This window comes from Buttiauxella sp. BIGb0552, from assembly GCF_004366275.1.
GTDB classification, from domain to species: Bacteria; Pseudomonadota; Gammaproteobacteria; order Enterobacterales; family Enterobacteriaceae; genus Buttiauxella; species Buttiauxella gaviniae.
Window position 1 is genome coordinate 524,375 of sequence record NZ_SODY01000002.1, and the last position, 24,776, is coordinate 549,150.

Sequence of the window (24,776 nt, forward strand, 5' to 3'; positions counted from 1 at the left end):
GCATGACGACTGGCGGACAGGCTCAAATTGGTAATGTCGATCTGGTAAAACAACTGAATAGCGCGGCGGTATATCGCCTGATTGACCAACATGGGCCAATCTCTCGCATTCAGATTGCCGAACAGAGCCAGCTAGCACCTGCCAGCGTCACGAAAATTACTCGCCAGTTAATTGAGCGCGGACTGATCAAAGAAGTTGATCAACAGGCTTCCACCGGGGGCCGCCGCGCTATCTCAATTATCACAGAAACCCGCAATTTCCATGCTATTGGCGTACGTCTTGGCCGCCACGATGCAACCATCACGCTATTTGACCTTAGCGCTAAACCGATTGCCGAAGAGCATTATTCTCTTCCTGAACGAACTCAGGAAACGCTCGAGCATGCACTGCTAAACGCTATTGCCCAATTTATCGAACAAAACACACGTAAAATGCGTGAGCTGATTGCGATTTCCGTAATCCTGCCAGGCCTGGTCGATCCTGAAAGCGGTGTGATTCGTTACATGCCGCATATCCAGGTGAATAACTGGTCGTTAGTCGATAGCCTGGAAAAACAGTTCAAAGTGACCTGTTATGTGGGTCACGATATCCGTAGCCTGGCTCTTGCCGAGCACTACTTTGGTGCAACGCACGATTGCGATGACTCCATTTTGGTGCGAGTCCACCGTGGTACAGGTGCGGGGATTTTGTCTAATGGACGTATTTTTATTGGCCGCAACGGCAACGTTGGTGAAATTGGCCATATTCAGGTTGACCCATTAGGCGAGCGCTGCCACTGCGGGAACTTTGGCTGCCTGGAAACTATCGCCGCCAATGCTGCTATTGAACACCGTGTGCGCCATTTACTTGAGCAAGGTTATAACAGCCGCCTGACACTTGAAGACTGCGATATTACCGCGATTTGTAAAGCTGCGAACAAGGGCGATTCCTTGGCCTGCGAAGTGATTGAACATGTTGGTCGCCACTTAGGCAAAGCCATTTCCATCGCGATTAATCTGTTTAATCCGCAAAAAGTGGTCATTGCTGGGGAAATCATCGAAGCCGAAAAAGTGCTTCTCCCCGCTATCGAAGCCTGCATCAATACTCAGGTATTGAAAGCATTCCGTAAGAACCTACCCGTCGTGTGCTCAAAACTCGATGACCGTTCAGCCATTGGTGCCTTTGCTTTGGTAAAACGTTCGATGCTGAATGGCGTTCTGCTTCAACGTTTGCTGGAAAGTTAATCCAGTCACACGCTTTTTTACGCTATAGTTACGCCTTCTTTACGCCCTCCAGAAATGTGAGCATGAGCTGTTAATGACCATTCAGAATGTAATTTGTGATATTGACGGCGTGCTGATGCACGATAACGTCGCCGTACCGGGTGCTAATGAATTCTTAGCCCGCATCATGGAAAAGGGTATGCCGCTGGTTCTGCTGACTAACTACCCGTCGCAGACAGGTCAGGATCTCGCGAACCGTTTTGCATCCGCGGGTATTGATGTGCCGGACAGCGTCTTTTATACCTCCGCAATGGCAACCGCGGATTTCCTGCGCCGTCAGGAAGGAAAAAAAGCGTACGTTGTTGGTGAAGGCGCATTGATTCATGAGCTGTATAAAGCAGGCTTTACTATCACCGATATCAACCCTGACTTTGTAATTGTCGGTGAAACCCGTTCTTATAACTGGGAAATGATGCATAAGGCCGCCTACTTCGTAGCAAACGGTGCGCGCTTTATTGCGACTAACCCAGATACACATGGCCGTGGTTACTATCCAGCCTGTGGTGCGCTTTGCGCGGGTATCGAGAAAATTTCTGGCCGCAAACCATTCTGTGTTGGAAAACCAAGCCCGTGGATTATCCGCGCAGCACTTAACAAGATGCAGGCGCATTCAGAGCATACCGTTATTGTTGGCGATAACTTGCGTACTGATATCCTCGCAGGCTTCCAGGCTGGTTTAGAAACCATTCTGGTACTGTCGGGTGTTTCGACGCTAAACGACATTGATGCTATGCCGTTCCGCCCTTCCTGGATTTACCCGTCAGTCGCTGAAGTCGATATTATCTAATTCTTGATTCGCCCGGTTTTTGTCGGGCGTTTTATCGATTCAACAATCATTTTATCTTTCACTGAATGCCAGCCTGGCGATTTCACCAATAATTGCTGATCCGCTAATTATTCCGCTCATTTCCTCATCATTTTTCAGTAATCAATAATCACCATTGAACTATTTATCCCTCCAGGGCTAAAGGACTTGCTTTCACATCAATGATTGCGCATTTTCATAGTCATGCGATGCAACATAACAATTTAATGGCTCAAAGAAGCATTACGGAGAGAGTTCTATGTGTTCAATTTTTGGTGTTCTGGATATCAAGACCGATGCGGTCGAATTGCGTAAGAAAGCACTCGAGTTATCTCGCCTGATGCGCCATCGCGGCCCAGACTGGTCTGGTGTTTACGCTAACGATAAAGCCATTCTTTCCCATGAACGTCTCTCCATTGTTGACGTTAACGCTGGCGCCCAGCCGCTATACAACAAAGAAAAAACTCACGCTCTGGCTGTGAACGGCGAAATCTACAACCATCAGGCTCTGCGTGCAGAATACGGCGACCGTTACGAATTCCAGACAGGCTCTGACTGTGAAGTTATCCTCGCGCTTTACCAGGAAAAAGGCCCTGAATTCCTTGACGATCTGCAAGGTATGTTTGCCTTCATTCTGTATGACGAAAAACAAGACGCCTACCTGATTGGCCGTGACCATATCGGTATCATCCCTTTGTATATGGGTTATGACGAACACGGCAACATGTACGTTGCTTCCGAAATGAAAGCGCTGGTTCCTGTTTGCCGCACTATTAAAGAGTTCCCGGCAGGCAGTTATCTGTGGAGTAAAGACGGTGAAATCCGCAGTTACTACCAGCGTGACTGGTTCGAATATGATGCAGTAAAAGATAACGTGACTGACAAAGACGAATTGCGTCAGGCGCTGGAAGATTCCGTAAAAAGCCACCTGATGTCTGACGTACCATACGGCGTGTTGCTGTCCGGTGGTCTGGATTCATCTGTTATTTCAGCAATTACTAAGAAATTTGCTGCACGACGCGTAGAAGATGAAGAGCGTTCAGAAGCCTGGTGGCCACAACTGCACTCCTTTGCGGTTGGCCTGGTCGGTTCTCCTGACCTGATAGCAGCGCAAGAAGTGGCAAACCACTTAGGTACTGTGCACCACGAAATTCATTTCACCGTGCAAGAAGGCCTGGATGCGATTCGCGATGTTATCTATCACATTGAAACTTACGATGTGACAACCATTCGTGCCTCTACCCCAATGTATTTGATGTCACGTAAAATCAAAGCAATGGGCATCAAGATGGTCCTGTCTGGTGAAGGTTCTGATGAAGTGTTTGGCGGCTACCTGTACTTCCATAAAGCGCCAAACGATAAAGAGCTGCATGAAGAGACCGTTCGCAAGCTGCAAGCTCTGCATATGTTTGACTGTGCCCGCGCTAACAAAGCGATGTCAGCCTGGGGCGTTGAAGCTCGCGTACCGTTCCTGGACAAGAAATTCCTTGATGTAGCGATGCGCATCAACCCGAAAGACAAAATGTGCGGCAACGGCAAGATGGAAAAACATATCCTGCGTGAATGTTTTGAATCTTACCTGCCAGCAAGCGTTGCATGGCGTCAGAAAGAGCAATTCTCTGATGGGGTAGGTTACAGCTGGATAGACACGCTGAAAGAAGTTGCGGCGGGCCAGGTCACCGACCAACAGTTGGAAACCGCAAGCTATCGCTTCCCGTACAATACACCAGGCTCTAAAGAAGCTTATTTGTATCGTGAAATCTTTGAAGAGTTATTCCCACTGCCAAGCGCTGCGCAGTGCGTTCCAGGCGGCCCGTCTGTTGCCTGTTCTTCAGCTAAGGCCATCGAATGGGATGAAGCATTCAAAACAATGAATGATCCATCAGGCCGTGCAGTAGGCGTTCACCAGTCCGCTTACAAATAATTGAGCAAAATGAAACACACGGGCCTACGGGCCCGTTTTTGTTTCTGCAATATACCTCACCTCTTATCTGGGCTTTTCCCTCACATAAAACCACGAAATAACCGATTTTTGACGAATATTGCATCAAGCTGTTCGTAAGCTAATCAAACAGACAATTTACGCCAATTTTCGGGAAAAAATTGTTGACGCTAGAAGGCCAACTACGCATAATGCGCCCCGCAACGCCGATAAGGTTACGCAGAAAAAAGAAGGCTACTTAGCTCAGCTGGTTAGAGCACATCACTCATAATGATGGGGTCACAGGTTCGATTCCCGTAGTAGCCACCATTATTCTTTTTTTAGCGCGGGAGTGGCGAAATTGGTAGACGCACCAGATTTAGGTTCTGGCGCCGCAAGGTGTGCGAGTTCAAGTCTCGCCTCCCGCACCATTTTAAAGCGTTGCATAGTTGGGGTATCGCCAAGCGGTAAGGCACCGGTTTTTGATACCGGCATTCCCTGGTTCGAATCCAGGTACCCCAGCCAATTTTTTGACATAGCACATTAGTTTTGTGCGCCCATAGTTGGGGTATCGCCAAGCGGTAAGGCACCGGTTTTTGATACCGGCATTCCCTGGTTCGAATCCAGGTACCCCAGCCAGTCAAAGAATAAAGTTTTAAAATTAGGCTACTTAGCTCAGCTGGTTAGAGCACATCACTCATAATGATGGGGTCACAGGTTCGATTCCCGTAGTAGCCACCATATTTTTGGGGTATCGCCAAGCGGTAAGGCTCTGGTTTCTGATACCAGCATTCCGAGGTTCGAATCCTCGTACCCCAGCCAAAAATGAAAAGCTCGCTTCGGCGAGCTTTTTGCTTTTCTGCATTTGGATAATCTCGTCAGAATATAAGTCGGATGTCGCTAACGCTAATCCGACCCACAAAAGACTATCGACTTATAACCCTAACGCATACTTCAGCGCCTGCCGTTTTAGCACGCCGCCGCGTTCTGCCGCCATCAGCCCTAAGTTTCGGATCACGCGTAACGGCCCTAAAGTATTGCTAAAACCTGCGTAGAACAGATCCATACCGCTTTGCATCAGGAAATTATCCGCCTGCCTGCGCGTCTGGTAGCGCTTCAAAATACGTGCATCTGCCCAGTTTTCACCGTAGCTACGTGCTTTAAGCATGACATCCAGCAACGCATCCACATCACGATAGCCAAGATTCACGCCCTGCCCGGCTAACGGGTGGATGGTATGTGCCGCATCGCCGATCAGTGCCAGCCCTTGTTGGGTGTATTGCAACGCATGGCGGCGAGTCAGTGGGAATGCACCGCTGGCGACAGGTGTTACCTGACCTAATCGTTCCGGGAAATTCGCTTCAATCGCCTTTTGCAGCTGCGGCATGGTCATATTCTGCAACTGGCGAATACGGGCCGGAGAGTCGTACCACACCAGCGAAGCCCAGTTATCAAAGAGGGGTAAAAACGCGTGCGGCCCTGCCGGGGTGAAATGCTGCCAGGTGCTGTCGCCCGGCGTTTGTTCGCACTTAACCGTAATTAGCATGCACGATTGACGATACTGCCAGGCATGAATACCAATTCCTGCCCAACGTCGTACCTGCGAATTTGCTCCATCCGCACCAATCACCATCGGCACCGTTAAGGTGTGCTCATCGGCAAAATGGAGCGTCCAACGCCCTGCCTGCTGGTGCATGCTGTCAATGCGCGCGGGACACAGCAATCTGACATTTGGATGGGCTTCTAACGTCTGCCATAGCGCGAGTTGTAAAACCTGGTTTTCCACCATATAACCGAGTTCTGGTAGCCCAAGCTCCTGCGCATTAAAGCTAACGTGCGCACTTTCCCACTCCCAGGTTTCGAGCTGGCGATACGCATGGCTACGCATTGCCCGAATGGTACCCCACACACCAAGGGATTTCAGCAACGCAACTGAGGCGCTGCTGATGGCCGAGATGCGTACATCAGGTGGGCTTGCGGCATCAAAAGCTGCCGGAGCCTGATGCTCAATCACCGCGACCTGAAAACCATTTTGCGCGAGGCCAAGGGCTGCAGCCGCACCGACCATCCCCCCGCCCACTACCGCAACATCAATTGACTCATTCAACATGATGATTTTGTCCTTAAATTGTCTATGTTGATTCTACCGGATTTTTACGCCAGTTTCGTAGGCTGGTCACATCAAGGCCAAAGCATTACAATACGCCGCCTGAATTCCTGGCTTTAACTGAGCAATGGCAAGTCGATGACAAAAAAACTCCATATCAAAACCTGGGGCTGTCAGATGAACGAATACGATTCATCGAAGATGGCCGATCTGCTGAATAGCACACATGGCTATACGCTTACGGATAACCCAAAAGAAGCGGACGTATTGCTACTCAATACCTGCTCGATCCGTGAAAAAGCCCAGGAAAAAGTGTTCCATCTGCTTGGCCGCTGGAAACTCTTAAAGCGTAAAAATCCCAATATCATTATTGGCGTTGGCGGCTGCGTTGCTTCACAGGAAGGTAAGCTGATTCGTAGCCGTGCACACTATGTTGATATTGTTTTCGGGCCGCAAACGCTGCATCGCCTGCCTGAAATGATCAACAAAGTGAGTGGCAACCGTAGCCCAATCGTTGACGTCAGCTTCCCGGAAATCGAAAAGTTTGACCGTCTGCCAGAGCCAAAAGCCGATGGCCCGACAGCTTTCGTTTCTATTATGGAAGGCTGTAACAAATATTGTACTTACTGCGTGGTGCCTTATACCCGCGGTGAGGAAGTGAACCGCCCGTGTGATGATGTGCTGTTTGAAATCGCACAGCTCGCAGCGCAAGGCGTGCGTGAAGTGAATCTGCTCGGCCAGAACGTGAATGCTTACCGCGGGCCGACTTTCGATGGCGGTATCTGTTCATTTGCTGAACTACTGCGTCTGGTGGCTGCAATTGACGGTATTGACCGTATTCGTTTCACCACTAGCCACCCGATTGAATTCACCGACGATATCATCGAGGTTTATCGCGACACGCCTGAGCTGGTGAGTTTCCTGCACCTGCCGATTCAATGTGGCTCAGACCGTGTGCTCAACCTGATGGGCCGTACCCATACCGCGCTGGAATACAAATCCATTATTCGCAAACTGCGCGCCGTACGTCCTGACATTCAAATTAGTTCTGATTTCATTGTTGGCTTCCCTGGTGAAACCCAGCAGGACTTCGAGCAAACCATGAAGGTCATTGGCGATGTGAATTTTGACGTGAGCTACAGCTTCGTCTTCTCTTCCCGCCCGGGCACACCCGCCGCCGATATGGTGGATGACGTGCCAGAAAAAGAGAAATTGCAGCGCCTCTATATTTTGCAAGAGCGTATCAACCAGCAGGCCATGGAATTTAGCCGTAAGATGGTTGGCACCACGCAGCGTGTCCTTGTCGAAGGCACCTCACGCAGAAACATTATGGAGCTGACCGGACGTTCCGAACACAATCGTGGCGTCAACTTTGCGGGCACCCCGGACATGGTCGGTAAATTTGTCGATGTCGAAATTACTGAAGTGGCCACTAACAACTCACTGCGCGGTAAAGTCGTTCGTACCGAAGATGAGATGGGGCTGCGTATTGCCGAGTCTCCGGAGTCAGTAATTGCTCGCACACGTAAAGAGAATGAGATAGGCGTAGGGTTCTATCAGCCTTAGTCCCCCCTCAATGCCCGTGGGTTCGCTAACGCCGTGACCCCGTGGGCATTTTCATTTGTTGCACTTGCATTCGGAAGCATCCACCCAAATATCAAAAAGCAGGCTTGCGCCATCCGCCCACGCCGTAAATAATCATTTTTATGGCCTGCATTAATGCAGCAATACATTCTACTGGCCCTGCGAGGATAAGTTTGAATATCGAAACACGTGAAATTACGCTAGAACCCGCAGACAATGCGCGTCTGCTAAGCCTGTGTGGCCCATTTGATGACAACATCAAGCAGCTTGAACGTCGGCTGGGGATCGAAATCAATCGTCGTGACTATCACTTCAAGCTCACGGGCCGCCCGATTCTGGTCAATGCTGCCGCAGATATTCTGCGTAACCTGTATGTCGATACTGCGCCGATGCGTGGTGAAATTCAGGATATAACACCGGAACAAATCCACCTCGCCATTAAAGAAATTCGCGTGCTGGAACAGTCTGCCGAAAGCGTTCCAGAGTACGGCAAAGCGGTCAACATCAAGACCAAACGTGGCGTCATCAAACCACGTACACCAAACCAGGCGCAGTACATCGCCAATATTCTCGACCACGACATCACCTTTGGTGTCGGCCCAGCAGGGACCGGTAAAACTTATCTTGCGGTTGCAGCAGCAGTCGATGCACTGGAACGCCAGGATATCCGCCGCATTCTGCTGACCCGTCCGGCCGTCGAAGCGGGTGAAAAGCTCGGCTTCTTGCCAGGCGATTTAAGCCAGAAAGTGGACCCTTACCTGCGCCCGTTGTACGACGCGCTGTTTGAAATGCTCGGCTTTGAGCGTGTTGAGAAGCTGATAGAGCGCAACGTTATTGAAGTCGCGCCACTCGCCTATATGCGTGGCCGCACGTTAAACGATGCATTCATCATTCTGGATGAAAGCCAGAACACCACCATCGAACAGATGAAAATGTTCCTGACGCGCATAGGCTTTAACTCAAAAGCCGTGATTACCGGCGATGTCACGCAAATTGACCTGCCAAAAAATCTGAAATCGGGCTTACGTCATGCAATCGACGTACTGGCCGAAGTCGATGAAATCAGCTTTAACTTCCTTAATAGTGAAGACGTTGTCCGCCACCCGGTTGTGGCACGTATTGTGAATGCCTATGAAGCGTGGGAAAACGCGGAACAGGTTCGTAAAGATGAACTCGCAGCAGAGCGCAAGCGAGAAGCGATGGCTATTAATGCCGCCGCTCAGGAGAGTAAATGAGTCAGGTTATACTGGATTTACAGGTCGCGTGTGAAGACGCAAACGGCCTGCCGACGGAAGAACAATTTCAGGCATGGCTTGATGCGGTCATCCCACAATTTCAGGAAGAGTCAGAAGTCACGATTCGCCTGGTGGATGATGCAGAAAGTCACGATTTGAACCTCACTTACCGTGGGAAAGATAAATCCACAAATGTGCTTTCGTTCCCGTTTGAAGCCCCTCCAGGTATTGAACTGCCACTGTTGGGAGACCTGATTATTTGCCGTCAGGTTGTGGAACAAGAAGCAAAAGAGCAACAAAAACCACTGGATGCGCACTGGGCACATATGGTCATCCACGGCAGTTTGCATCTGCTTGGTTATGATCATATTGAAGATGAAGAAGCCGAAGAGATGGAATCCCTGGAAACAGAGATAATGCTTGCTCTTGGGTATGCTGATCCGTACATTGCCGAGAAAGAATAGTCGCTACGGTAAATGATTACCGTAACGCATCAGGTGCAGGCAGCGAGCCATTAACTGCCTGCTATCTATTAATTAACCGAGGGGCCACAAACCTAACGCCATGAGCGACGACAATTCCCAAAACAGTGACACACCTGCCAGTAAGAAGGGATTCTTTTCCCTGATTCTCAACCAGCTATTCCACGGTGAGCCTAAAAACCGTGACGATCTGCTGACACTCATCCGTGATTCTGAGCAAAATGATCTGATCGATCAAGATACCCGCGACATGCTTGAAGGCGTGATGGATATCGCCGACCAACGCGTCCGCGACATCATGATCCCTCGCTCTCAAATGGTAACGCTCAAACACAACCAGACGCTGGACGAATGCCTCGATGTGATCATCGAATCGGCACACTCCCGCTTCCCGGTGATCAGTGAAGACAAAGATCATATCGAAGGGATTCTGATGGCTAAAGATCTGCTGCCGTTTATGCGCAGCGATACTGAGCCATTTAGCATGGAAAAAGTGTTACGTCAGGCAGTTGTTGTGCCGGAAAGTAAGCGTGTTGACCGAATGCTCAAAGAGTTTCGTCAGCAGCGCTACCACATGGCGATAGTGATTGATGAGTTTGGCGGTGTATCCGGACTTGTCACCATCGAAGATATTCTCGAACTGATTGTTGGGGAAATTGAAGATGAGTATGACGATGAAGAAGATGGTGATTTCCGCCAGTTAAGCCGTCACACCTGGACGGTTCGCGCTCTGGCCTCAATCGAAGATTTTAACGACACCTTTGCCACCCATTTCAACGATGACGAAGTGGATACCATTGGTGGATTGGTAATGCAGGCCTTTGGCCACTTACCTGCCCGTGGCGAAACCATCGAAATTGATGGTTATCAGTTCAAAGTCGCGATGGCAGATAGCCGCCGTGTTATTCAGGTTCATGTCAGAATTCCGGACGACTCGCCACAACCGAAACTGGAAGATTAATTCAAAGATGTCTATAGCCCTACTCCTTCAACGCCAGCGTGTGCGTCTGCTGCTGGCGCTGCTTTTTGGTGCCTGCGGAACGCTGGCTTTCTCCCCTTACGATTTTTGGCCTGCCGCGATTGTTTCTCTGGCAGGGCTTCAAGGGCTGACACTAAATCGACGCGCTATTCAAAGTGCGTGGATTGGTTTCTTCTGGGGGCTGGGGCTATTTGGCTCGGGCATTAACTGGGTTTATGTCAGCATCGCGCAGTTTGGCGGAATGCCTGGCCCGGTTAATATCTTCCTGGTGGTGCTGCTTGCGGCTTACTTGTCGCTGTACACCGGTTTGTTTGGCGGTTTCCTCAGCAAGCTTTGCCCCAAAACCACCTGGTGGCGCGTGGCTATCGCAGCACCCATGCTGTGGCAACTCACCGAATTCCTGCGTGGCTGGGTATTAACTGGCTTCCCGTGGCTGCAATTTGGTTATAGCCAGATTGATGGCCCGCTAAAAGGCATCGCCCCGATTCTCGGTGTTGAAAGCGTGACCTTCCTGCTGATGATTATCAGCGGCCTGCTGGTGTTTGCACTGCACGAACGTAACTGGCGTCCTGTGGTCATTGCTGCAGCCCTGCTGCTCCTGCCGTGGCCTTTACGTTCTATTCAGTGGTATCAGCCACAAACTGCACGCACGATTGATGTCGCGATGGTTCAGGGTGATATCCCGCAATCCCTGAAATGGGATGAAAACCAGCTGCTCAATACGCTGAAAATTTATCTCGATAAAACGCAGCCGCAGATGGGGAAATCCCAACTGATTATCTGGCCTGAATCGGCGATCCCGGATCTTGAGATTAACCAGCAGCAATTCCTGACGATGATGGACGACCTGCTGCGTTCTAAACACAGCTCGCTCATTACCGGTATTGTTGATGCGCGTTTGAATAAACAGAATCGCTACGACACCTACAACACCATTATCACACTCGGCGAAGGTAATCAGTACAGCTACAACAGCGCCGATCGTTATAACAAGAACCATCTGGTGCCGTTTGGTGAGTTCGTACCTTTAGAATCGATTCTGCGCCCACTGGCTCCCTTCTTTGATTTGCCGATGTCGTCGTTCAGCCGTGGCCCGTATTTACAACCACAGCTGGCAGCCAACGGTATCAAGCTCACGCCAGCAATCTGTTATGAAATTATCCTTGGCGAGCAAGTGCGCGATAACTTCCGCCCTGATACAGATTTCCTGCTGACTATTTCAAATGATGCATGGTTCGGCAAATCGATTGGCCCATGGCAGCATTTCCAGATGGCACGTATGCGTTCACTGGAGCTGGGTCGTCCGCTTCTGCGCAGCACGAACAATGGTATTACCGCCGTGATTAATGCTAACGGTGATATCGACGCAATGATCCCGCAGTTTACTCGCGAAGTTCTGGAAGCGAAGGTCACGCCAACGCGCGGTATTACGCCATATGCACGCTTTGGCAACTGGCCACTGTGGGGCGCAACACTCATCTTTGGCTTTGCCTCTGTTCTGTTGGCACTGCGCACACGCCGCAAATCCTGATTCTGCATTACCTAAAAATGGCCAGCTCATGCTGGTCATTTTCATTTCTGGCACAACCTTTGCAAAATATTACTCACTAGAAAGATACAAAATGCTGAATCACTACCCTGTGAGCAGCATGAAGCATTGAGATGCACCAAACGATGACAAAGCCAGCACCAAAGTAGTGCAACGGAAGATTTTTGCCTCTAAACGGTGCGGCACGCTTCGCAAAAATAAACATCTGGATAGCAAAATCTTTACATTAAGCTAGGTTAAGTGTTAACAAAAAGACAAAGAATTAAGCTTATTCAATAACACACAACAACAAAAATATACTTGGCAGCATTCAGCCACTGCGGCTCGAGGGATGACAGGTAAAACACTCACAACGGGTATCAATGCCTCATGGCATTAAGATAAAGGAGTTGGTAATGCAATTACGTAAACTAGCCTCAGCTTTGCTGGTTATGGGTTTAGGCGCTGGAATCGCACACGCCGAAGATGCTAAACCTGCAGCTCAACAAAGTACTCTTGATAAGATTGCCGCAAACGGCGTCATTGTGGTCGGTCACCGTGAGTCTTCTGTTCCTTTTTCTTACTACGATAACCAACAAAAAGTCGTCGGCTATTCACAGGATTACTCCAACGCTATCGTTGAAGCCGTGAAGAAAAAGCTCAACAAGCCTGACCTGCAGGTTAAGTTGATCCCGATTACTTCACAAAACCGTATTCCATTGCTGCAAAACGGCACCTTCGATTTTGAGTGTGGCTCTACCACCAACAACCTGGAACGCCAGAAACAAGCATCGTTCTCTGACACGATCTTCGTCGTCGGTACCCGTCTGCTGGTTAAGAAAGGCGGCCCGATTAAGGACTTCGCTGACCTGAAAGGCAAAGCAGTTGTTGTGACTTCTGGTACCACTTCTGAAGTTCTGCTGAACAAGCTGAATGAAGAGAAGAAAATGGATATGCGTATCATCAGTGCCAAAGACCACGGTGACTCTTTCCGTACCCTGGAAAGCGGTCGTGCCGTTGCCTTTATGATGGATGATGCCCTGTTGGCTGGCGAACGTGCTAAAGCGAAGAAACAAGATAACTGGGAAATCCTCGGCACTCCGCAATCCCGCGAAGCTTACGGCTGTATGCTGCGTAAAGACGATCCAGAGTTTAAGAAGCTGATGGATGACACCATCGCTCAGGCACAGACATCAGGTGAAGCGGCGAAATGGTTTGATAAGTGGTTCATGAATCCAATTCCACCGAAAAACATCAACATGAACTTCGCTCTGTCTGACGACATGAAAGCCCTGTTCAAAGAACCAAACGATAAAGCACTGAACTAAACATACCCGTTAGCATTCGAGTTGCAGGTAGGCGGCCAGTGAGCTTATCCCGATGAGCTTACTTCAGTAAGTGATTCGGGTAAGTGAGTGCAGCCAACACCCCTGCAGCTTGAAGGATGGTGGGTATAGAACAAGGGGCCGGGATGACCCAGCCCTCTCGATTGACGAACTGAAGCTCGGACAGACTATGCGTCGGATGGCCGTTCCCCATCCGGCGTGAAAGCACCCCAATAAATCTCAGGCATAGATCTGAAATCAGGGTGCAAGCTTCTCATCAATCTTCGAGGGTAGCGTAACTCGCTACCCTCAATTTTTTCTCGGAGTATGTTATGTCTATAGACTGGAACTGGGGAATATTTCTACAGCCCGCCCCGTTCGGCAACACCACCTATTTGGGCTGGATTTGGAATGGCTTCCAGGTCACCGTCGCCCTGTCCATCTGTGCATGGATAATCGCTTTCCTCGTCGGCTCTCTGTTCGGCATTTTACGTACCGTTCCCAATAAATGGCTGTCGAGCCTTGGCACGCTGTATGTCGAGCTGTTCCGTAACGTGCCGCTTATCGTGCAGTTCTTTACCTGGTACTTAGTGGTGCCGGAATTACTGCCTGAAAATCTCGGCATGTGGTTTAAATCTGAGCTTGACCCGAATGTTCAATTCTTCGTGTCATCAATGATTTGCCTTGGCCTGTTTACCGCCGCTCGCGTATGCGAACAGGTTCGTGCAGCCATTCAGTCTTTGCCACGCGGCCAGAAAAATGCCGCACTGGCGATGGGGCTGACACTTCCACAAGCATACCGCTACGTACTGTTACCAAACGCTTATCGCGTTATCGTGCCGCCAATGACATCTGAAATGATGAACCTGGTGAAGAACTCAGCCATTGCGTCAACTATCGGTCTGGTCGATATGGCCGCTCAGGCGGGTAAATTGCTGGATTACTCCGCGCACGCCTATGAATCCTTTACAGCAATCACCCTCGCGTATGTCCTCATTAACGCTGTGATTATGCTGGTGATGTATGTCGTTGAACGCAAAATTCGCCTGCCTGGCAATATGGGAGGCAAATAATGTACGAGTTTGACTGGAGTTCTATTCTCCCCGCGATGCCTTATCTGATGCAGGGGTTGATCATCACCCTGAAAATCACCGTTACGGCGATTATCTTCGGTATCGTGTGGGGTACGCTGCTGGCGGTGATGCGCCTGTCGCCGATTAAGCCCATAGCCTGGTTTGCCAGCGCCTACGTCAACGTTTTCCGCTCTATCCCGCTGGTGATGGTGCTGCTGTGGTTTTATCTGGTTGTGCCAGGGATCCTGCAAAAAGTGCTGGGGCTTTCACCGCAAACAGATATTCGACTGATCTCTGCCATGGTGGCGTTTTCAATGTTTGAAGCCGCCTACTATTCAGAGATTATTCGTGCCGGTATCCAGAGTATCTCTCGAGGGCAGTCCAATGCCGCCCTTGCGCTGGGGATGACGCACTGGCAATCAATGAAACTGATTATCCTGCCACAGGCGTTCCGCGCCATGGTGCCATTGCTGTTAACGCAAGGTATCGTCTTGTTCCAGGATACGTCACTGGTATATGTATTAAGTCTGGCTGACTTCTTCCGTACCGCTTCCACCATTGGTGAGCGCGACGGAACCCAGGTCGAAATGATCCTGTTTGCCGGTATGGTGTATTTCGCAATCAGCCTGAGTGCTTCGCTGTTGGTCAGCTACTTGAAGAAAAGGACAGTGTAATGATTTCCCTGAAAAATGTTTCTAAATGGTATGGTCACTTTCAGGTGCTAACCGACTGCTCAACCGAAGTGAAAAAAGGCGAAGTCGTTGTGGTTTGCGGGCCTTCTGGCTCGGGTAAATCAACGCTGATTAAAACCGTGAATGGCCTGGAACCTGTGCAGAAAGGCGAAATCGTGGTGAACGGCACCCAGGTGAATAATAAGAAAACCAATCTGGCTGAGTTACGCTCGCACGTCGGTATGGTATTCCAACACTTTGAGCTGTTCCCCCATTTGTCGATCATTGAAAACCTGACGTTAGCGCAGGTGAAAGTGCTGAAACGCAACAAAGAAGAGTCGCGTAAAAAGGGGCTGAAACTGCTTGAGCGTGTTGGGTTGACCGCACATGCGGATAAATTCCCGGCGCAACTTTCTGGCGGCCAACAGCAGCGTGTGGCGATTGCTCGTGCACTGTGTATGGACCCGGTTGCCATGTTGTTTGATGAACCGACTTCAGCCCTTGACCCTGAGATGATCAATGAAGTGCTGGACGTTATGGTTGAGCTGGCACACGAAGGGATGACTATGATGGTGGTGACCCACGAGATGGGCTTTGCCCGTAAAGTGGCAAATCGCGTGATCTTTATGGATGAAGGGAAGATTGTCGAAGACTCGAATAAAGAGGATTTCTTCAACAACCCGCAGTCCGAACGTGCGAAAGACTTCCTGGCGAAAATCCTGCACTGATTCGGTATTAAGTCGCGCAATCACCCTCTCGAGCGGTGGTTGCGCGGCAAAATTACTTCATAGTCTCGTTCATTAACACTGTGACTTTATTCATCACCGGACCTGCGTCCTTCACGCCTTTACTCTCTTGCTCCTTCACCCATTTGCTTTGCACATCCTGGTAATGGGTCGCCGTTTCCCAATGCTTTACTTCATCAGGTTTCAGCTCGCGAATATTTACACCTTTATCACGCGACTCACTCACCATGACATCGAAACTGCTGTCCATCACCGAGCCTAAAGTTTGATACGCTTTTTGAGCGGCGCGTTGAATGGCTTGCTTGTCTTGATCGGCAAGTTTATTCCAGGTGTCTTTATTCATCACCAACGGATAAACATGGCCCAACCACAGATCTTTGGAGATCAAAACATTAGGAGCCGTTTTATGCACGTTGAGCTCATAACCGCTGTCGACGTTAACCATTAATCCGTCCAGACTTCCCGCTTTCAGCGCGTCATAAATTCCCTCGCCCCACGGCATAGAAACGGGAATTGCACCGCTATTTTTCAGGAAATCCTGATGCCAGAAACTGGCTGAACGCCACTTTGTTCCTTTGATATCACCTAATGCGCTCAGGGGTTTAGTACTGAAAAAAGCCACGGGATAGCCGGTCGCAAGGAAGATGTTAACCACATTTTGCTTTGCTAACTCAGCCTGGAACTCAGGGATAGTGGCGTAAGCCTTGCGGAAAAACTCAACCTGTTTTTCACCCGTTGGACCAACAGGGAAACTTTTGAAGATCTGCTGCAGGGGAAATTCTTTCGCCGTATATTCAGGCACCACGATTGCCATATCAGCAACCTTCCCTTCTTTAACGACACCCAGAGCATCATAGCTACGAGCCAGTTCACTGTTCCAGTGATCGTCAACCTTCAGGCGGCCGTGCGATTCCTTTTCAATTTCGGTAAAGAAAATGTTCTTGATAAAGCTGGTGCGCATTCCGCCCAGTGGTTCATGGTCGGAATATTTCAGGATTTGAACTGCCGATACCGTGGTGGGCATCAGCATCATGGTGAGGAAGACGGCCAGAATTTTTCTGGCCAGGGATTTTCGTTGCATTGCGGTTCCCTCGCGTTGTGAAAATTAAGGTTCAAATGGGCGACGGCTAAACTGGTTATGCCCACATTTTGGGCAAACGGGCAGCACATCAGGGGTATAAATCGCCAGGTGGAAATGGCAGTTCTCGCAAACCAAATTGCCAAGGCCTACCACTTCACCGCTATGATAAACACCGTGATGGTTGAGATCCTGGAAAACTTCGCGCCACTCGAGCTGCGTTTTGTCGGTGATATCAGCCAGTTCCTGCCAAAGACTCTCTTTAATCACGCGCATGAAGACGCTGTCAGTAAATTCATCCTGGCTTTCGTTATAACTGCGAGCAAACTCTTCTAAGTCACGGCGGACTGCACGCGTCACTTCATCTACTTCGGTACGAGTCAGCTCCCCGGTTTCGTTCATGCGTTTACGCGCGCTGTCGACCAGTTCGTCAATATCGCGCTCTCCATTACGTAACCGTTCGGTGAGTGAGGCCACCAGTTCACGGTAAAATTGAGCAACCTTGTTCATTGTCTACCTGCCTCCTTGAAGAGTTTCATGCGTTCAGTGTCATGTAACTGACTATAATAGTAGACCTTAATCGGGCATCTCTTTGTTAGATTGACCACAAGCAAGGTAAATATCTGCAAATGAGAAATGGTGATCACGGCCCTTGAAAGGCTGTTTTGCCGCACTCTTATCGGCTATGCTATGCGGATCAAATCACACGTTAGGAATGAAACCTAACCTGTAGCTGTTTTTCATCACAGGACCATTGGCTGCCATGCAAGAGCAATATCGCCCGGAAGAGATAGAATCCAACGTACAGCTTCACTGGCAAGAGAAGCGTACTTTTGAAGTAACCGAAGACGAAGGCAAAGAGAAGTATTACTGCCTCTCGATGCTACCCTATCCTTCTGGCCGACTACACATGGGCCACGTTCGTAACTACACCATCGGTGACGTTATCGCACGTTACCAGCGCATGCTTGGCAAAAACGTTCTACAGCCAATCGGCTGGGATGCGTTCGGCCTGCCAGCAGAAGGGGCAGCGGTAAAAAATAACACCGCTCCAGCACCGTGGACTTACGACAACATCAACTATATGAAGAACCAGCTCAAAACGCTGGGCTTTGGTTATGACTGGAGCCGCGAGCTGGCGACCTGTACCCCGGAATATTACCGTTGGGAACAGCAGTTCTTTACACAGCTGTATAACAAAGGGTTGGTTTATAAAAAAACCTCCGCGGTTAACTGGTGCCCGAATGACCAGACCGTTCTTGCGAACGAACAGGTTATCGACGGTTGCTGCTGGCGTTGTGACTCCAAAGTTGAGCGTAAAGAGATCCCACAGTGGTTTATCAAAATCACCGCTTACGCTGACGAGTTGTTAAACGACCTGGATACGCTGGACCATTGGCCTGAGCAGGTCAAAACCATGCAGCGTAACTGGATTGGCCGCTCTGAGGGTGTTGAAATCACTTTCGATGTGGAAAACAGCGCTGAGAAACTGACTGTTTACACCACGCGTCCGGACACCTTTATGGGCGTGACCTATCTGGCCGTTGCCGCAGGTCACCCAATCGCGCAGCAAGCAGCCTTGAACAACCCAGCGCTGGCTGAGTTCGTTGAAGAGTGCCGTAACACCAAAGTTGCCGAAGCTGAAATGGCAACGATGGAGAAGAAAGGTGTTGCGACTGGCGTTAACGCTATTCACCCACTGACTGGCGAATCTGTTCCAGTTTGGGTAGCAAACTTCGTCCTGATGGAATATGGCACCGGTGCGGTGATGGCTGTTCCTAGCCACGACCAGCGCGACTGGGAATTTGCGACTAAATACGGTCTGCAAATCAAACCGGTTATTCTGAATGCTGACGGCAGCGAACCAGACCTGACGGCTTCAGCAATGACCGAAAAAGGCGTTCTGTTCAATTCAGGTGAGTTCGACGGTCTGGACTTCCAGAACGGCTTTAACGCTATTGCCGACAAACTGGCAGCTAAAGGTGTTGGCGAGCGTAAAGTTAACTATCGTCTGCGCGACTGGGGTGTTTCCCGTCAGCGTTACTGGGGCGCGCCAATTCCAATGGTGACTCTGGAAGACGGCACCGTTATGCCAACGCCTGCAGATCAGCTGCCTGTTATCCTGCCTGAAGATGTCGTAATGGACGGTATCACCAGCCCAATTAAAGCCGATCCTGAGTGGGCAAAAACCACTATTGATGGCAAACCTGCGCTGCGTGAAACCGATACCTTCGATACCTTTATGGAATCTTCCTGGTACTACGCGCGTTACACCTGCCCGCAGTACGACAAAGGTATGCTGGATTCCAAAGCAGCTAACTACTGGCTGCCGGTTGATATCTACATTGGTGGCATCGAACACGCCATCATGCACCTGCTCTACTTCCGCTTCTTCCACAAACTGATGCGTGATGCAGGCATGGTGACCTCTAACGAGCCCGCCAAACAACTGCTGTGTCAGGGTATGGTTCTGGCTGATGCGTTCTATTACACCGGTGTTAACGGTGAGCGTAACTGGGTTTCTCCGGTTGATGCGATTGTAGAACGTGACGAGAAAGGCCGTATTATCAAAGCCTGCGACGCACAGGGCAATGAACTGGTCTATGCTGGCATGAGTAAAATGTCGAAGTCGAAAAACAACGGCATCGACCCACAAGTCATGGTTGAACGCTACGGCGCAGATACTGTTCGCCTGTTTATGATGTTTGCCTCTCCTGCGGATATGACGCTGGAATGGCAGGAATCTGGCGTTGAAGGGGCTAACCGCTTCCTGAAACGTGTCTGGAGACTGGCTTACGAGCACACCAGCCGCGGTGCAGCTCCAGCGCTTGACGTTGCAGCTCTTAGCGAAGATCAAAAAGCATTGCGCCGTGATGTTCATAAAACCATCGCGAAAGTGACCGATGATATTGGTCGTCGTCAGACCTTTAACACCGCAATCGCTGCCATCATGGAATTGATGAACAAACTGGCGAAAGCACCACAGGACGGCGATCAAGACCGCGCGCTGCTGAATGAAGCGCTGATTGCTGTGGTTCGCATGCTTTATCCTTTCACCCCGCATGTTTGCTTCGATATGTGGCAGTCACTGGGTGGCGAAGGCGATATCGACAACGCACCATGGCCACAGGCTGATGAAAAAGCGATGGTCGAAGACTCGCTGCTGGTGGTTGTACAGGTGAACGGTAAAGTTCGCGGCAAAATCACTGTTCCAGCGGATGCAACGCAAGAACAAGTGCAGGAACGCGCAGGTCAGGAACATCTGGTTGCGAAATATCTTGAGGGTGTGACCGTACGTAAAGTGATTTACGTTCCGGGCAAACTGCTCAATTTGGTTGTGGGCTAAGCGCAGGAGGAACCGTGCGACATCCCTTTATCAGCTTGTTAGTTACTTTGGCGGTGCTTGTCACTGCCGGGTGTGGTTTTCACCTGCGTGGCAGCACGCAGGTTCCAGATCAAATGAAAACCTTGATCTTCAACTCTGGTGATCCGAACGGCCCACTAGCGCGTGAAGTACGCTCTCAGTTGCGCCTTAACGGCGTTACGATAGTCAGCGATACCGGAACGGGAGTTCGCAAGGATATTCCGTCGCTGCGCTTACTAGGCAGCTCACTCGGAAAAGATACTGCATCTGTCTTCCAGGATGGTCGCACAGCGGAGTATCAAATGGTTATGACAGTTTCAGCGCAGGTGCTGATTCCGGGTCATGACATTTATCCAATTAACGCCAGAGTGTATAAGTCATTCTTTGATAACCCACTTGCTGCACTGCAAAAAGATGCCGAGCAAGATTTATTGATCAAAGAGATGTACACCACTGCAGCTCAACAGCTTATTCGTAAGCTGATGACCGTGCATGTTGCTGATGTCGCTGAAACCGAAGCAGCTGAGACGCCGGTTAAAGGCACAACCTCAACTTCTACGCCAGCAGGCCGCACTTCGACCACGCTTTCGGCCACATCTGGTAGCCAATGATAAGGTTGTACCCTGAACAACTTCGCGCGCAGCTCAATGAAGGGCTGCGCGCGGCGTATTTGCTACTCGGTAACGATCCGCTATTACTCCAGGAGAGCCAGGATGCCATTCGCCAAATGGCTGGCACCCAGGGTTTCGAAGAACACCATACCGTTCAGATTGATGTCAGTACCGACTGGCAAGATCTGTTCTCGATTTGCCAGGCTTTAAGCCTGTTCGCCAGTCGCCAGACACTTCTGTTGCTGTTACCAGAAAATGGTCCAAACGCTGCGATCAATGCCCAACTAGAAACTCTGGTGTCCCTGCTGCATGACGACATTCTTCTGCTGGTGCGTGGTAACAAATTCACCAAAGCTCAAGAAAATGCCGCGTGGCTGAGTCCACTGGCCGAACGTTGCGTTATTGTGACCTGTCAAACTCCGGAACAGGCTCAATTGCCTCGCTGGGTAGCCCAACGCGCTAAACAGATGAATCTCACACTCGATGATGCGGCCAACCAACTGCTGTGTTATTGCTATGAAGGAAATCTGCTGGCACTGTCACAAGCCCTGGAACGTCTTTCGCTGATTTGGCCTGATGGTACGTTGACCTTGCCTCGGGTTGAGCAAGCGGTAAACGATGCAGCTCACTTCACTCCATTCCATTGGGTGGATGCGATTCTGGCAGGGAAAAGTAAGCGTGCATTGCATATTCTGCAACAGCTCCGGTTGGAAGCAAGCGAACCAGTGATTTTGCTGCGAACAATCCAGCGCGAGCTACTGCAACTGGTTAATCTTAAACGCCAGTCAGCGCATACTCCGCTACGTACTTTATTTGACCAACAGCGCGTGTGGCAGAATCGTCGTGCGCTGGTGACGGAAGCACTCAATCGCTTATCTGCAGAACAGCTTTATCAGGCGGTGCGTTTGCTGAGTCAAATCGAAATGACGCTGAAAAAAGATTACGGCCAGTCGGTCTGGGCCGAGCTGGAAGGGCTTTCTCTTTTGCTGTGCCATAAAGCACTGCCGGAAATTTTCATCGATGGCTAAGAGTGCGCCGAGGTTAACTGCTCTGTATGGCGGGACATTCGACCCCATCCATTACGGGCATTTAAGACCGGTCGAAGCACTGGCAAAACAGGTGGCACTGCAACAAGTCACTATCATGCCGAATAACGTCCCACCACATCGCCCTCAGCCACTGGCGAATAGCCAGCAGCGTAAGACAATGGTGGAGTTGGCTATTTCCGGGAACTCGCTATTTAAGCTAGACGACCGTGAATTACAACGTGAAACACCGTCGTACACCGTTGAAACTCTGGAACAGTTGCGTGCTGAGATTGGAGCTGAACAACCTTTGGCGTTTATCGTGGGACAGGACTCCTTGCTTAGCCTGCAACGCTGGCATCGTTGGGAAACACTGCTGACGTTATGCCACCTGCTGGTTTGCCAACGTCCCGGATATTCTCTGTCGATGAACACACCTGAGGAACAGCAATGGCTTGAAGCGCATCAAACCGATTCGGTTGAAGAGCTCCATAGCCAGCCTGCCGGTCAGATTTACCTCGCGCAAACGCCAATGTATGACATTTCGGCAACGGCTATCCGCCAACGATTAGAGCAGCATCAAACCTGTGATGATCTACTCCCCCCAGCAGTCGCTGAGTTTATTCGCCAGCACAATCTGTATTGCTGAGAATGCGCTGCATGGCAGCCAGCAGTTTGTCGTTGTCGACAGGGCTTTTAATCGCCACACGGTAATAGCGCGAATCTAGTCCCGGATAATTTGCACAGTGACGAATTAAAATATTCTCTTCCAGCAACCGTTGTTGCAGATCTAAACCTTCAATTTCACAACGTAGAAAAATATAGTTCGCCCGTGGAGGCCATACTTTAATTCCCGATAGCTCACCAAGACCTTTAAACAAGCGAGGTTGTTCGGTGCTTAGCCAACGATAACTCGCCTCAATATAAGCCCTGTCATTGAGAATCACCTCTCCTGCCAATGCAGCAAATGCATTAATGGTCCATGGTTCTCTTTGTCTTCGAATACGTCCAACCACTTCTGTATTGGCACTCACCATATAACCAAGTCGTAGACCGGCAATAGCAAAAAATTTGGTGAGTGAGCGCAGAACATAAAGTCGGGAGAACTTTGCTAAGTGCGGAATCAGGCCTGGCTCATTGGGTAAAAAATCGAGGAAGGCTTCATCAAGAATTAAATCAATATGGTTTTCCTGGCAACGCTGTGCAATGGCCAAAAGCAAAGATTTCTCAGGCATCAAACCAGTCGGGTTATTCGGTGTGCATAAAAACAAGCAATCCAAATCGGGGGTTAATGCCTGCAATAATGATTCATCAGGTTGCCAGCTTTGTTCTTCACTAAGATGAAAATCAATTATTTCGCAATTAACTCGCGTTAGCGCACGACGATATTCAGCAAAACCCGGCGTCAATAACAGCGCCTTATGTGGCAAGAGTTGCTGTACTAGATTAAATATCAGCTCCGTTTCGCCATTACCTGCCAATACCCATTCTTGGGGGACTTGATGATGTTCGGCCAAAGCCTGGTGCAGCGCGCGATATTCAACGTCAGGGTAACGTTCAGCAATAGCCAGGTTTTCGGTAATGGCGCGCTTCAATGAATCGGGCATACCCAATGGGTTAATATTGGCACTAAAATCGATAAGTGAATTCGCATCCACACCCATAACAGCTGCAGCTTCAATGATATTGCCGCCGTGCTGACTACTGAACGCCATACGTCCCCCAATAAAACAGACTTCGAACTTGAGGTGCAATGATACACTTATGCCAGTGCCAGCCAATGTTTGCGCGAGGATGAGATGAAATTATGGTTAGTGCGCCATGGACAAACCCAGGCAAATTTAGACGGTCTTTACAGTGGCATTTCTGAAACTCCACTGACTGCGGAAGGCATCAACCAGGCCGAAGCGGTAGGCGATATGCTAAGTCATGTTGCTTTTGAGAAGGTGCTTTGCAGTGAGTTGGGCCGGGCGCAACACACCACTCAATTGATTCTCCAGCAACGTAAAATCCCTGTAGTTACCGAACCACGCCTAAATGAGATGAATTTTGGTGACTGGGAGATGCGCCATCACCGTGATTTACAGCGTTTGGATAGCGAAAACTACGCCGCATGGTGCAACGACTGGCAGAACGTTATTCCCCGCAATGGTGAGGGCTTCCAGCTTTTTTCCCGCCGTGTCAGCGAATTCTCCGCATCGTTATCCACGTTGCCAAAAGATGAAAATGTTTTGATTGTGAGCCATCAGGGCGTACTGAGTCTGCTTATCGCTACCCTGCTCAACATGCCGCCCGCGTCATTGTGGCACTTTGTAATTGAACAAGGGGCATGGAGTTCAATTGAGATTCGAGAGGGGTTTACCACACTCAGGACTCTCAATAACCGGGCTATTTGTCCGCCGGTGCAATAAGTTGCCAACGTCTCTGGTATCGTCAACCATTGACACTACACCTCAGACTGTTATGCTCCGCTGCCATAATTTCCTGCCCGCAAGCATGACTTTCCAAAATAGTTTTACAAAAATGGCGATGCAAACCAGGCCACTCGGTGGGATGATACCCCGCTTTGAGCGCCGCATTGCCGAATTGTCAGTAAAGCTGCCCCATTATGGGTATCATGCGGGCTAAATCGAACACACTCTACTTTTCCCAGGGGGAACACTTGCAGGGTAAAGAATTTCAAGATTTCATCGTTGATAAAATCGACGACCTCAAAGGCCAGGACATCATTGCTCTGGATGTTCAGGGTAAATCAAGCATCACTGATTGCATGATTATCTGTACCGGCACCTCTAACCGTCACGTTATGTCCATCGCTGAACACGTCGTAGAATCATCTCGCAAAGCCGGTTTTGAAGCTTTGGGCGTGAAAGGCGTGAATGCGACTGACTGGGTGGTTGTTGACCTTGGCGAAATTATCGTCCATGTGATGCAAGAAGAAAGCCGCCAGCTATACGAATTGGAAAAGCTCTGGGGTTAA

At 49.8% G+C, this 24,776-nt stretch carries 22 protein-coding genes and 6 tRNA genes; 24 read left to right on the forward strand and 4 right to left on the reverse strand.

All coding sequences use genetic code 11. The features are described from left to right. Nucleotides 1-2: 2 nt before the first annotated feature. The 9 genes from EDF88_RS07205 (at nucleotide 3) to EDF88_RS07245 (ending at nucleotide 4,810) form a co-directional block, all read left to right on the forward strand. Nucleotides 3-1,223: an N-acetylglucosamine repressor gene (locus EDF88_RS07205; protein WP_064517067.1), complete on the forward strand. Its 1,221-nt coding sequence runs from the start codon at nucleotides 3-5 to the stop codon at nucleotides 1,221-1,223. A 73-nt stretch (nucleotides 1,224-1,296) separates the two neighbouring features. Next, nucleotides 1,297-2,049 (forward strand): HAD-IIA family hydrolase, encoded by a 753-nt coding sequence (locus EDF88_RS07210; protein WP_034456689.1) that lies wholly within the window; start codon nucleotides 1,297-1,299, stop codon nucleotides 2,047-2,049. A 277-nt stretch (nucleotides 2,050-2,326) separates the two neighbouring features. After that, entirely contained in the window at nucleotides 2,327-3,991 is a 1,665-nt protein-coding gene (gene asnB, locus EDF88_RS07215) for an asparagine synthase B (RefSeq protein ID WP_064517065.1), read from the forward strand. A gap of 250 nt (nucleotides 3,992-4,241) precedes the next feature. Then, nucleotides 4,242-4,318: transfer RNA gene (locus EDF88_RS07220), tRNA-Met, on the forward strand. 16 nt (nucleotides 4,319-4,334) lie between these two features. After that, a tRNA-Leu gene (locus EDF88_RS07225) sits at nucleotides 4,335-4,419 on the forward strand. 19 nt (nucleotides 4,420-4,438) lie between these two features. Further along, a tRNA-Gln gene (locus EDF88_RS07230) sits at nucleotides 4,439-4,513 on the forward strand. A 39-nt stretch (nucleotides 4,514-4,552) separates the two neighbouring features. Further along, nucleotides 4,553-4,627: transfer RNA gene (locus EDF88_RS07235), tRNA-Gln, on the forward strand. 25 nt (nucleotides 4,628-4,652) lie between these two features. Further along, nucleotides 4,653-4,729, forward strand: a tRNA-Met gene (locus EDF88_RS07240). A 6-nt stretch (nucleotides 4,730-4,735) separates the two neighbouring features. After that, nucleotides 4,736-4,810: transfer RNA gene (locus tag EDF88_RS07245), tRNA-Gln, on the forward strand. Between the two features lie 112 nt (nucleotides 4,811-4,922). Here the strand turns inward: EDF88_RS07245 and ubiF are convergent. Beyond that, nucleotides 4,923-6,098 (reverse strand): 3-demethoxyubiquinol 3-hydroxylase, encoded by a 1,176-nt coding sequence (gene ubiF / locus EDF88_RS07250; RefSeq protein ID WP_134183762.1) that lies wholly within the window; start codon nucleotides 6,096-6,098, stop codon nucleotides 4,923-4,925. A 135-nt stretch (nucleotides 6,099-6,233) separates the two neighbouring features. Here ubiF and miaB point away from each other — a divergent pair, with 135 nt between their 5' ends. The 9 genes from miaB to EDF88_RS07295 all read left to right on the forward strand — a co-directional run bounded on the left by miaB (nucleotide 6,234) and on the right by EDF88_RS07295 (nucleotide 15,700). Continuing rightward, nucleotides 6,234-7,661: a tRNA (N6-isopentenyl adenosine(37)-C2)-methylthiotransferase MiaB gene (gene miaB, locus EDF88_RS07255; RefSeq protein WP_064517061.1), complete on the forward strand. Its 1,428-nt coding sequence runs from the start codon at nucleotides 6,234-6,236 to the stop codon at nucleotides 7,659-7,661. A 191-nt stretch (nucleotides 7,662-7,852) separates the two neighbouring features. Further along, the gene (locus EDF88_RS07260) at nucleotides 7,853-8,914 is read left to right on the forward strand and encodes a PhoH family protein (RefSeq protein WP_064517059.1); all 1,062 of its coding nucleotides are present in this window, start codon (nucleotides 7,853-7,855) and stop codon (nucleotides 8,912-8,914) included. Then, complete coding sequence (gene ybeY / locus EDF88_RS07265) at nucleotides 8,911-9,378, forward strand: rRNA maturation RNase YbeY (protein WP_034456694.1); 468 nt, start codon at nucleotides 8,911-8,913, stop codon at nucleotides 9,376-9,378. The genes EDF88_RS07260 and ybeY overlap by 4 nt, the downstream gene beginning before the upstream one ends. Nucleotides 9,379-9,478: 100 nt before the next feature. Further along, nucleotides 9,479-10,357, forward strand: coding sequence for a CNNM family magnesium/cobalt transport protein CorC (gene corC, locus EDF88_RS07270; protein ID WP_034494022.1), 879 nt, complete (start codon nucleotides 9,479-9,481; stop codon nucleotides 10,355-10,357). A 7-nt stretch (nucleotides 10,358-10,364) separates the two neighbouring features. Further along, nucleotides 10,365-11,906 (forward strand): apolipoprotein N-acyltransferase, encoded by a 1,542-nt coding sequence (gene lnt, locus EDF88_RS07275; protein ID WP_134183766.1) that lies wholly within the window; start codon nucleotides 10,365-10,367, stop codon nucleotides 11,904-11,906. Between the two features lie 413 nt (nucleotides 11,907-12,319). Next, on the forward strand, nucleotides 12,320-13,231 hold the full coding sequence (locus EDF88_RS07280) for an amino acid ABC transporter substrate-binding protein (RefSeq protein ID WP_064517055.1): 912 nt from the start codon (nucleotides 12,320-12,322) through the stop codon (nucleotides 13,229-13,231). A 329-nt stretch (nucleotides 13,232-13,560) separates the two neighbouring features. Then, entirely contained in the window at nucleotides 13,561-14,301 is a 741-nt protein-coding gene (locus EDF88_RS07285; protein ID WP_134183768.1) for an amino acid ABC transporter permease, read from the forward strand. Then, entirely contained in the window at nucleotides 14,301-14,975 is a 675-nt protein-coding gene (gene gltK / locus EDF88_RS07290) for a glutamate/aspartate ABC transporter permease GltK (protein ID WP_134183770.1), read from the forward strand. The genes EDF88_RS07285 and gltK overlap by 1 nt, the downstream gene beginning before the upstream one ends. Next, nucleotides 14,975-15,700, forward strand: coding sequence for an amino acid ABC transporter ATP-binding protein (locus tag EDF88_RS07295; RefSeq protein ID WP_064517051.1), 726 nt, complete (start codon nucleotides 14,975-14,977; stop codon nucleotides 15,698-15,700). The genes gltK and EDF88_RS07295 overlap by 1 nt, the downstream gene beginning before the upstream one ends. Before the next feature lie 52 nt (nucleotides 15,701-15,752). On the opposite strand, the gene dctP is transcribed toward EDF88_RS07295, so the two are convergent. Together dctP and EDF88_RS07305 are read right to left on the reverse strand one after the other, a co-directional pair. Then, nucleotides 15,753-16,799 carry a TRAP transporter substrate-binding protein DctP gene (gene dctP, locus EDF88_RS07300; RefSeq protein ID WP_134183772.1) on the reverse strand — a complete coding sequence of 349 codons (1,047 nt, stop codon included), beginning with the start codon at nucleotides 16,797-16,799 and terminating at the stop codon, nucleotides 15,753-15,755. A gap of 24 nt (nucleotides 16,800-16,823) precedes the next feature. Next, entirely contained in the window at nucleotides 16,824-17,306 is a 483-nt protein-coding gene (locus EDF88_RS07305) for a zinc ribbon-containing protein (protein ID WP_064517046.1), read from the reverse strand. Nucleotides 17,307-17,559: 253 nt separating this feature from the next. On the opposite strand from EDF88_RS07305, the gene leuS reads away from it, so the two are divergent. Genes leuS through nadD form a run of 4 tightly spaced genes read left to right on the forward strand, consistent with a single transcriptional unit; the run spans nucleotide 17,560 to nucleotide 22,445 of the window. Next, nucleotides 17,560-20,142, forward strand: coding sequence for a leucine--tRNA ligase (leuS, locus tag EDF88_RS07310; RefSeq protein WP_134183774.1), 2,583 nt, complete (start codon nucleotides 17,560-17,562; stop codon nucleotides 20,140-20,142). A 14-nt stretch (nucleotides 20,143-20,156) separates the two neighbouring features. Continuing rightward, complete coding sequence (gene lptE, locus EDF88_RS07315) at nucleotides 20,157-20,771, forward strand: LPS assembly lipoprotein LptE (protein WP_134183777.1); 615 nt, start codon at nucleotides 20,157-20,159, stop codon at nucleotides 20,769-20,771. Next, nucleotides 20,768-21,799, forward strand: coding sequence for a DNA polymerase III subunit delta (gene holA / locus EDF88_RS07320; RefSeq protein WP_134183779.1), 1,032 nt, complete (start codon nucleotides 20,768-20,770; stop codon nucleotides 21,797-21,799). The genes lptE and holA overlap by 4 nt, the downstream gene beginning before the upstream one ends. After that, nucleotides 21,792-22,445 (forward strand): nicotinate-nucleotide adenylyltransferase, encoded by a 654-nt coding sequence (gene nadD / locus EDF88_RS07325; protein ID WP_134183781.1) that lies wholly within the window; start codon nucleotides 21,792-21,794, stop codon nucleotides 22,443-22,445. Before holA ends, nadD begins: the two co-directional genes overlap by 8 nt. Here the strand turns inward: nadD and cobD are convergent. Further along, nucleotides 22,417-23,511, reverse strand: coding sequence for a threonine-phosphate decarboxylase CobD (cobD, locus tag EDF88_RS07330; RefSeq protein WP_134183783.1), 1,095 nt, complete (start codon nucleotides 23,509-23,511; stop codon nucleotides 22,417-22,419). The genes nadD and cobD overlap by 29 nt on opposite strands. 84 nt (nucleotides 23,512-23,595) lie before the next feature. Here cobD and EDF88_RS07335 point away from each other — a divergent pair, with 84 nt between their 5' ends. Together EDF88_RS07335 and rsfS are read left to right on the forward strand one after the other, a co-directional pair. Continuing rightward, a complete protein-coding gene (locus EDF88_RS07335) occupies nucleotides 23,596-24,207 on the forward strand; it encodes an adenosylcobalamin/alpha-ribazole phosphatase (protein ID WP_134183785.1) in 612 nt (203 codons plus the stop codon). 251 nt (nucleotides 24,208-24,458) lie between these two features. Next, a complete protein-coding gene (gene rsfS, locus EDF88_RS07340) occupies nucleotides 24,459-24,776 on the forward strand; it encodes a ribosome silencing factor (RefSeq protein WP_064517029.1) in 318 nt (105 codons plus the stop codon).

Coding starts and splice junctions, on each gene's coding strand:
- leuS (WP_134183774.1), top strand. CDS start 17,560: ATGCAAGAGCAATATCGCCCGGAAGAGATAGAATCCAACGTACAGCTT.
- cobD (WP_134183783.1), bottom strand. CDS start 23,511: ATGGCGTTCAGTAGTCAGCACGGCGGCAATATCATTGAAGCTGCAGCT.
- miaB (WP_064517061.1), top strand. CDS start 6,234: ATGACAAAAAAACTCCATATCAAAACCTGGGGCTGTCAGATGAACGAA.
- corC (WP_034494022.1), top strand. CDS start 9,479: ATGAGCGACGACAATTCCCAAAACAGTGACACACCTGCCAGTAAGAAG.
- nadD (WP_134183781.1), top strand. CDS start 21,792: ATGGCTAAGAGTGCGCCGAGGTTAACTGCTCTGTATGGCGGGACATTC.
- holA (WP_134183779.1), top strand. CDS start 20,768: ATGATAAGGTTGTACCCTGAACAACTTCGCGCGCAGCTCAATGAAGGG.
- EDF88_RS07280 (WP_064517055.1), top strand. CDS start 12,320: ATGCAATTACGTAAACTAGCCTCAGCTTTGCTGGTTATGGGTTTAGGC.
- asnB (WP_064517065.1), top strand. CDS start 2,327: ATGTGTTCAATTTTTGGTGTTCTGGATATCAAGACCGATGCGGTCGAA.
- EDF88_RS07305 (WP_064517046.1), bottom strand. CDS start 17,306: ATGAACAAGGTTGCTCAATTTTACCGTGAACTGGTGGCCTCACTCACC.
- ubiF (WP_134183762.1), bottom strand. CDS start 6,098: ATGTTGAATGAGTCAATTGATGTTGCGGTAGTGGGCGGGGGGATGGTC.
- EDF88_RS07205 (WP_064517067.1), top strand. CDS start 3: ATGACGACTGGCGGACAGGCTCAAATTGGTAATGTCGATCTGGTAAAA.
- ybeY (WP_034456694.1), top strand. CDS start 8,911: ATGAGTCAGGTTATACTGGATTTACAGGTCGCGTGTGAAGACGCAAAC.
- EDF88_RS07335 (WP_134183785.1), top strand. CDS start 23,596: ATGAAATTATGGTTAGTGCGCCATGGACAAACCCAGGCAAATTTAGAC.
- gltK (WP_134183770.1), top strand. CDS start 14,301: ATGTACGAGTTTGACTGGAGTTCTATTCTCCCCGCGATGCCTTATCTG.
- EDF88_RS07285 (WP_134183768.1), top strand. CDS start 13,561: ATGTCTATAGACTGGAACTGGGGAATATTTCTACAGCCCGCCCCGTTC.
- dctP (WP_134183772.1), bottom strand. CDS start 16,799: ATGCAACGAAAATCCCTGGCCAGAAAAATTCTGGCCGTCTTCCTCACC.
- EDF88_RS07295 (WP_064517051.1), top strand. CDS start 14,975: ATGATTTCCCTGAAAAATGTTTCTAAATGGTATGGTCACTTTCAGGTG.
- lnt (WP_134183766.1), top strand. CDS start 10,365: ATGTCTATAGCCCTACTCCTTCAACGCCAGCGTGTGCGTCTGCTGCTG.
- EDF88_RS07210 (WP_034456689.1), top strand. CDS start 1,297: ATGACCATTCAGAATGTAATTTGTGATATTGACGGCGTGCTGATGCAC.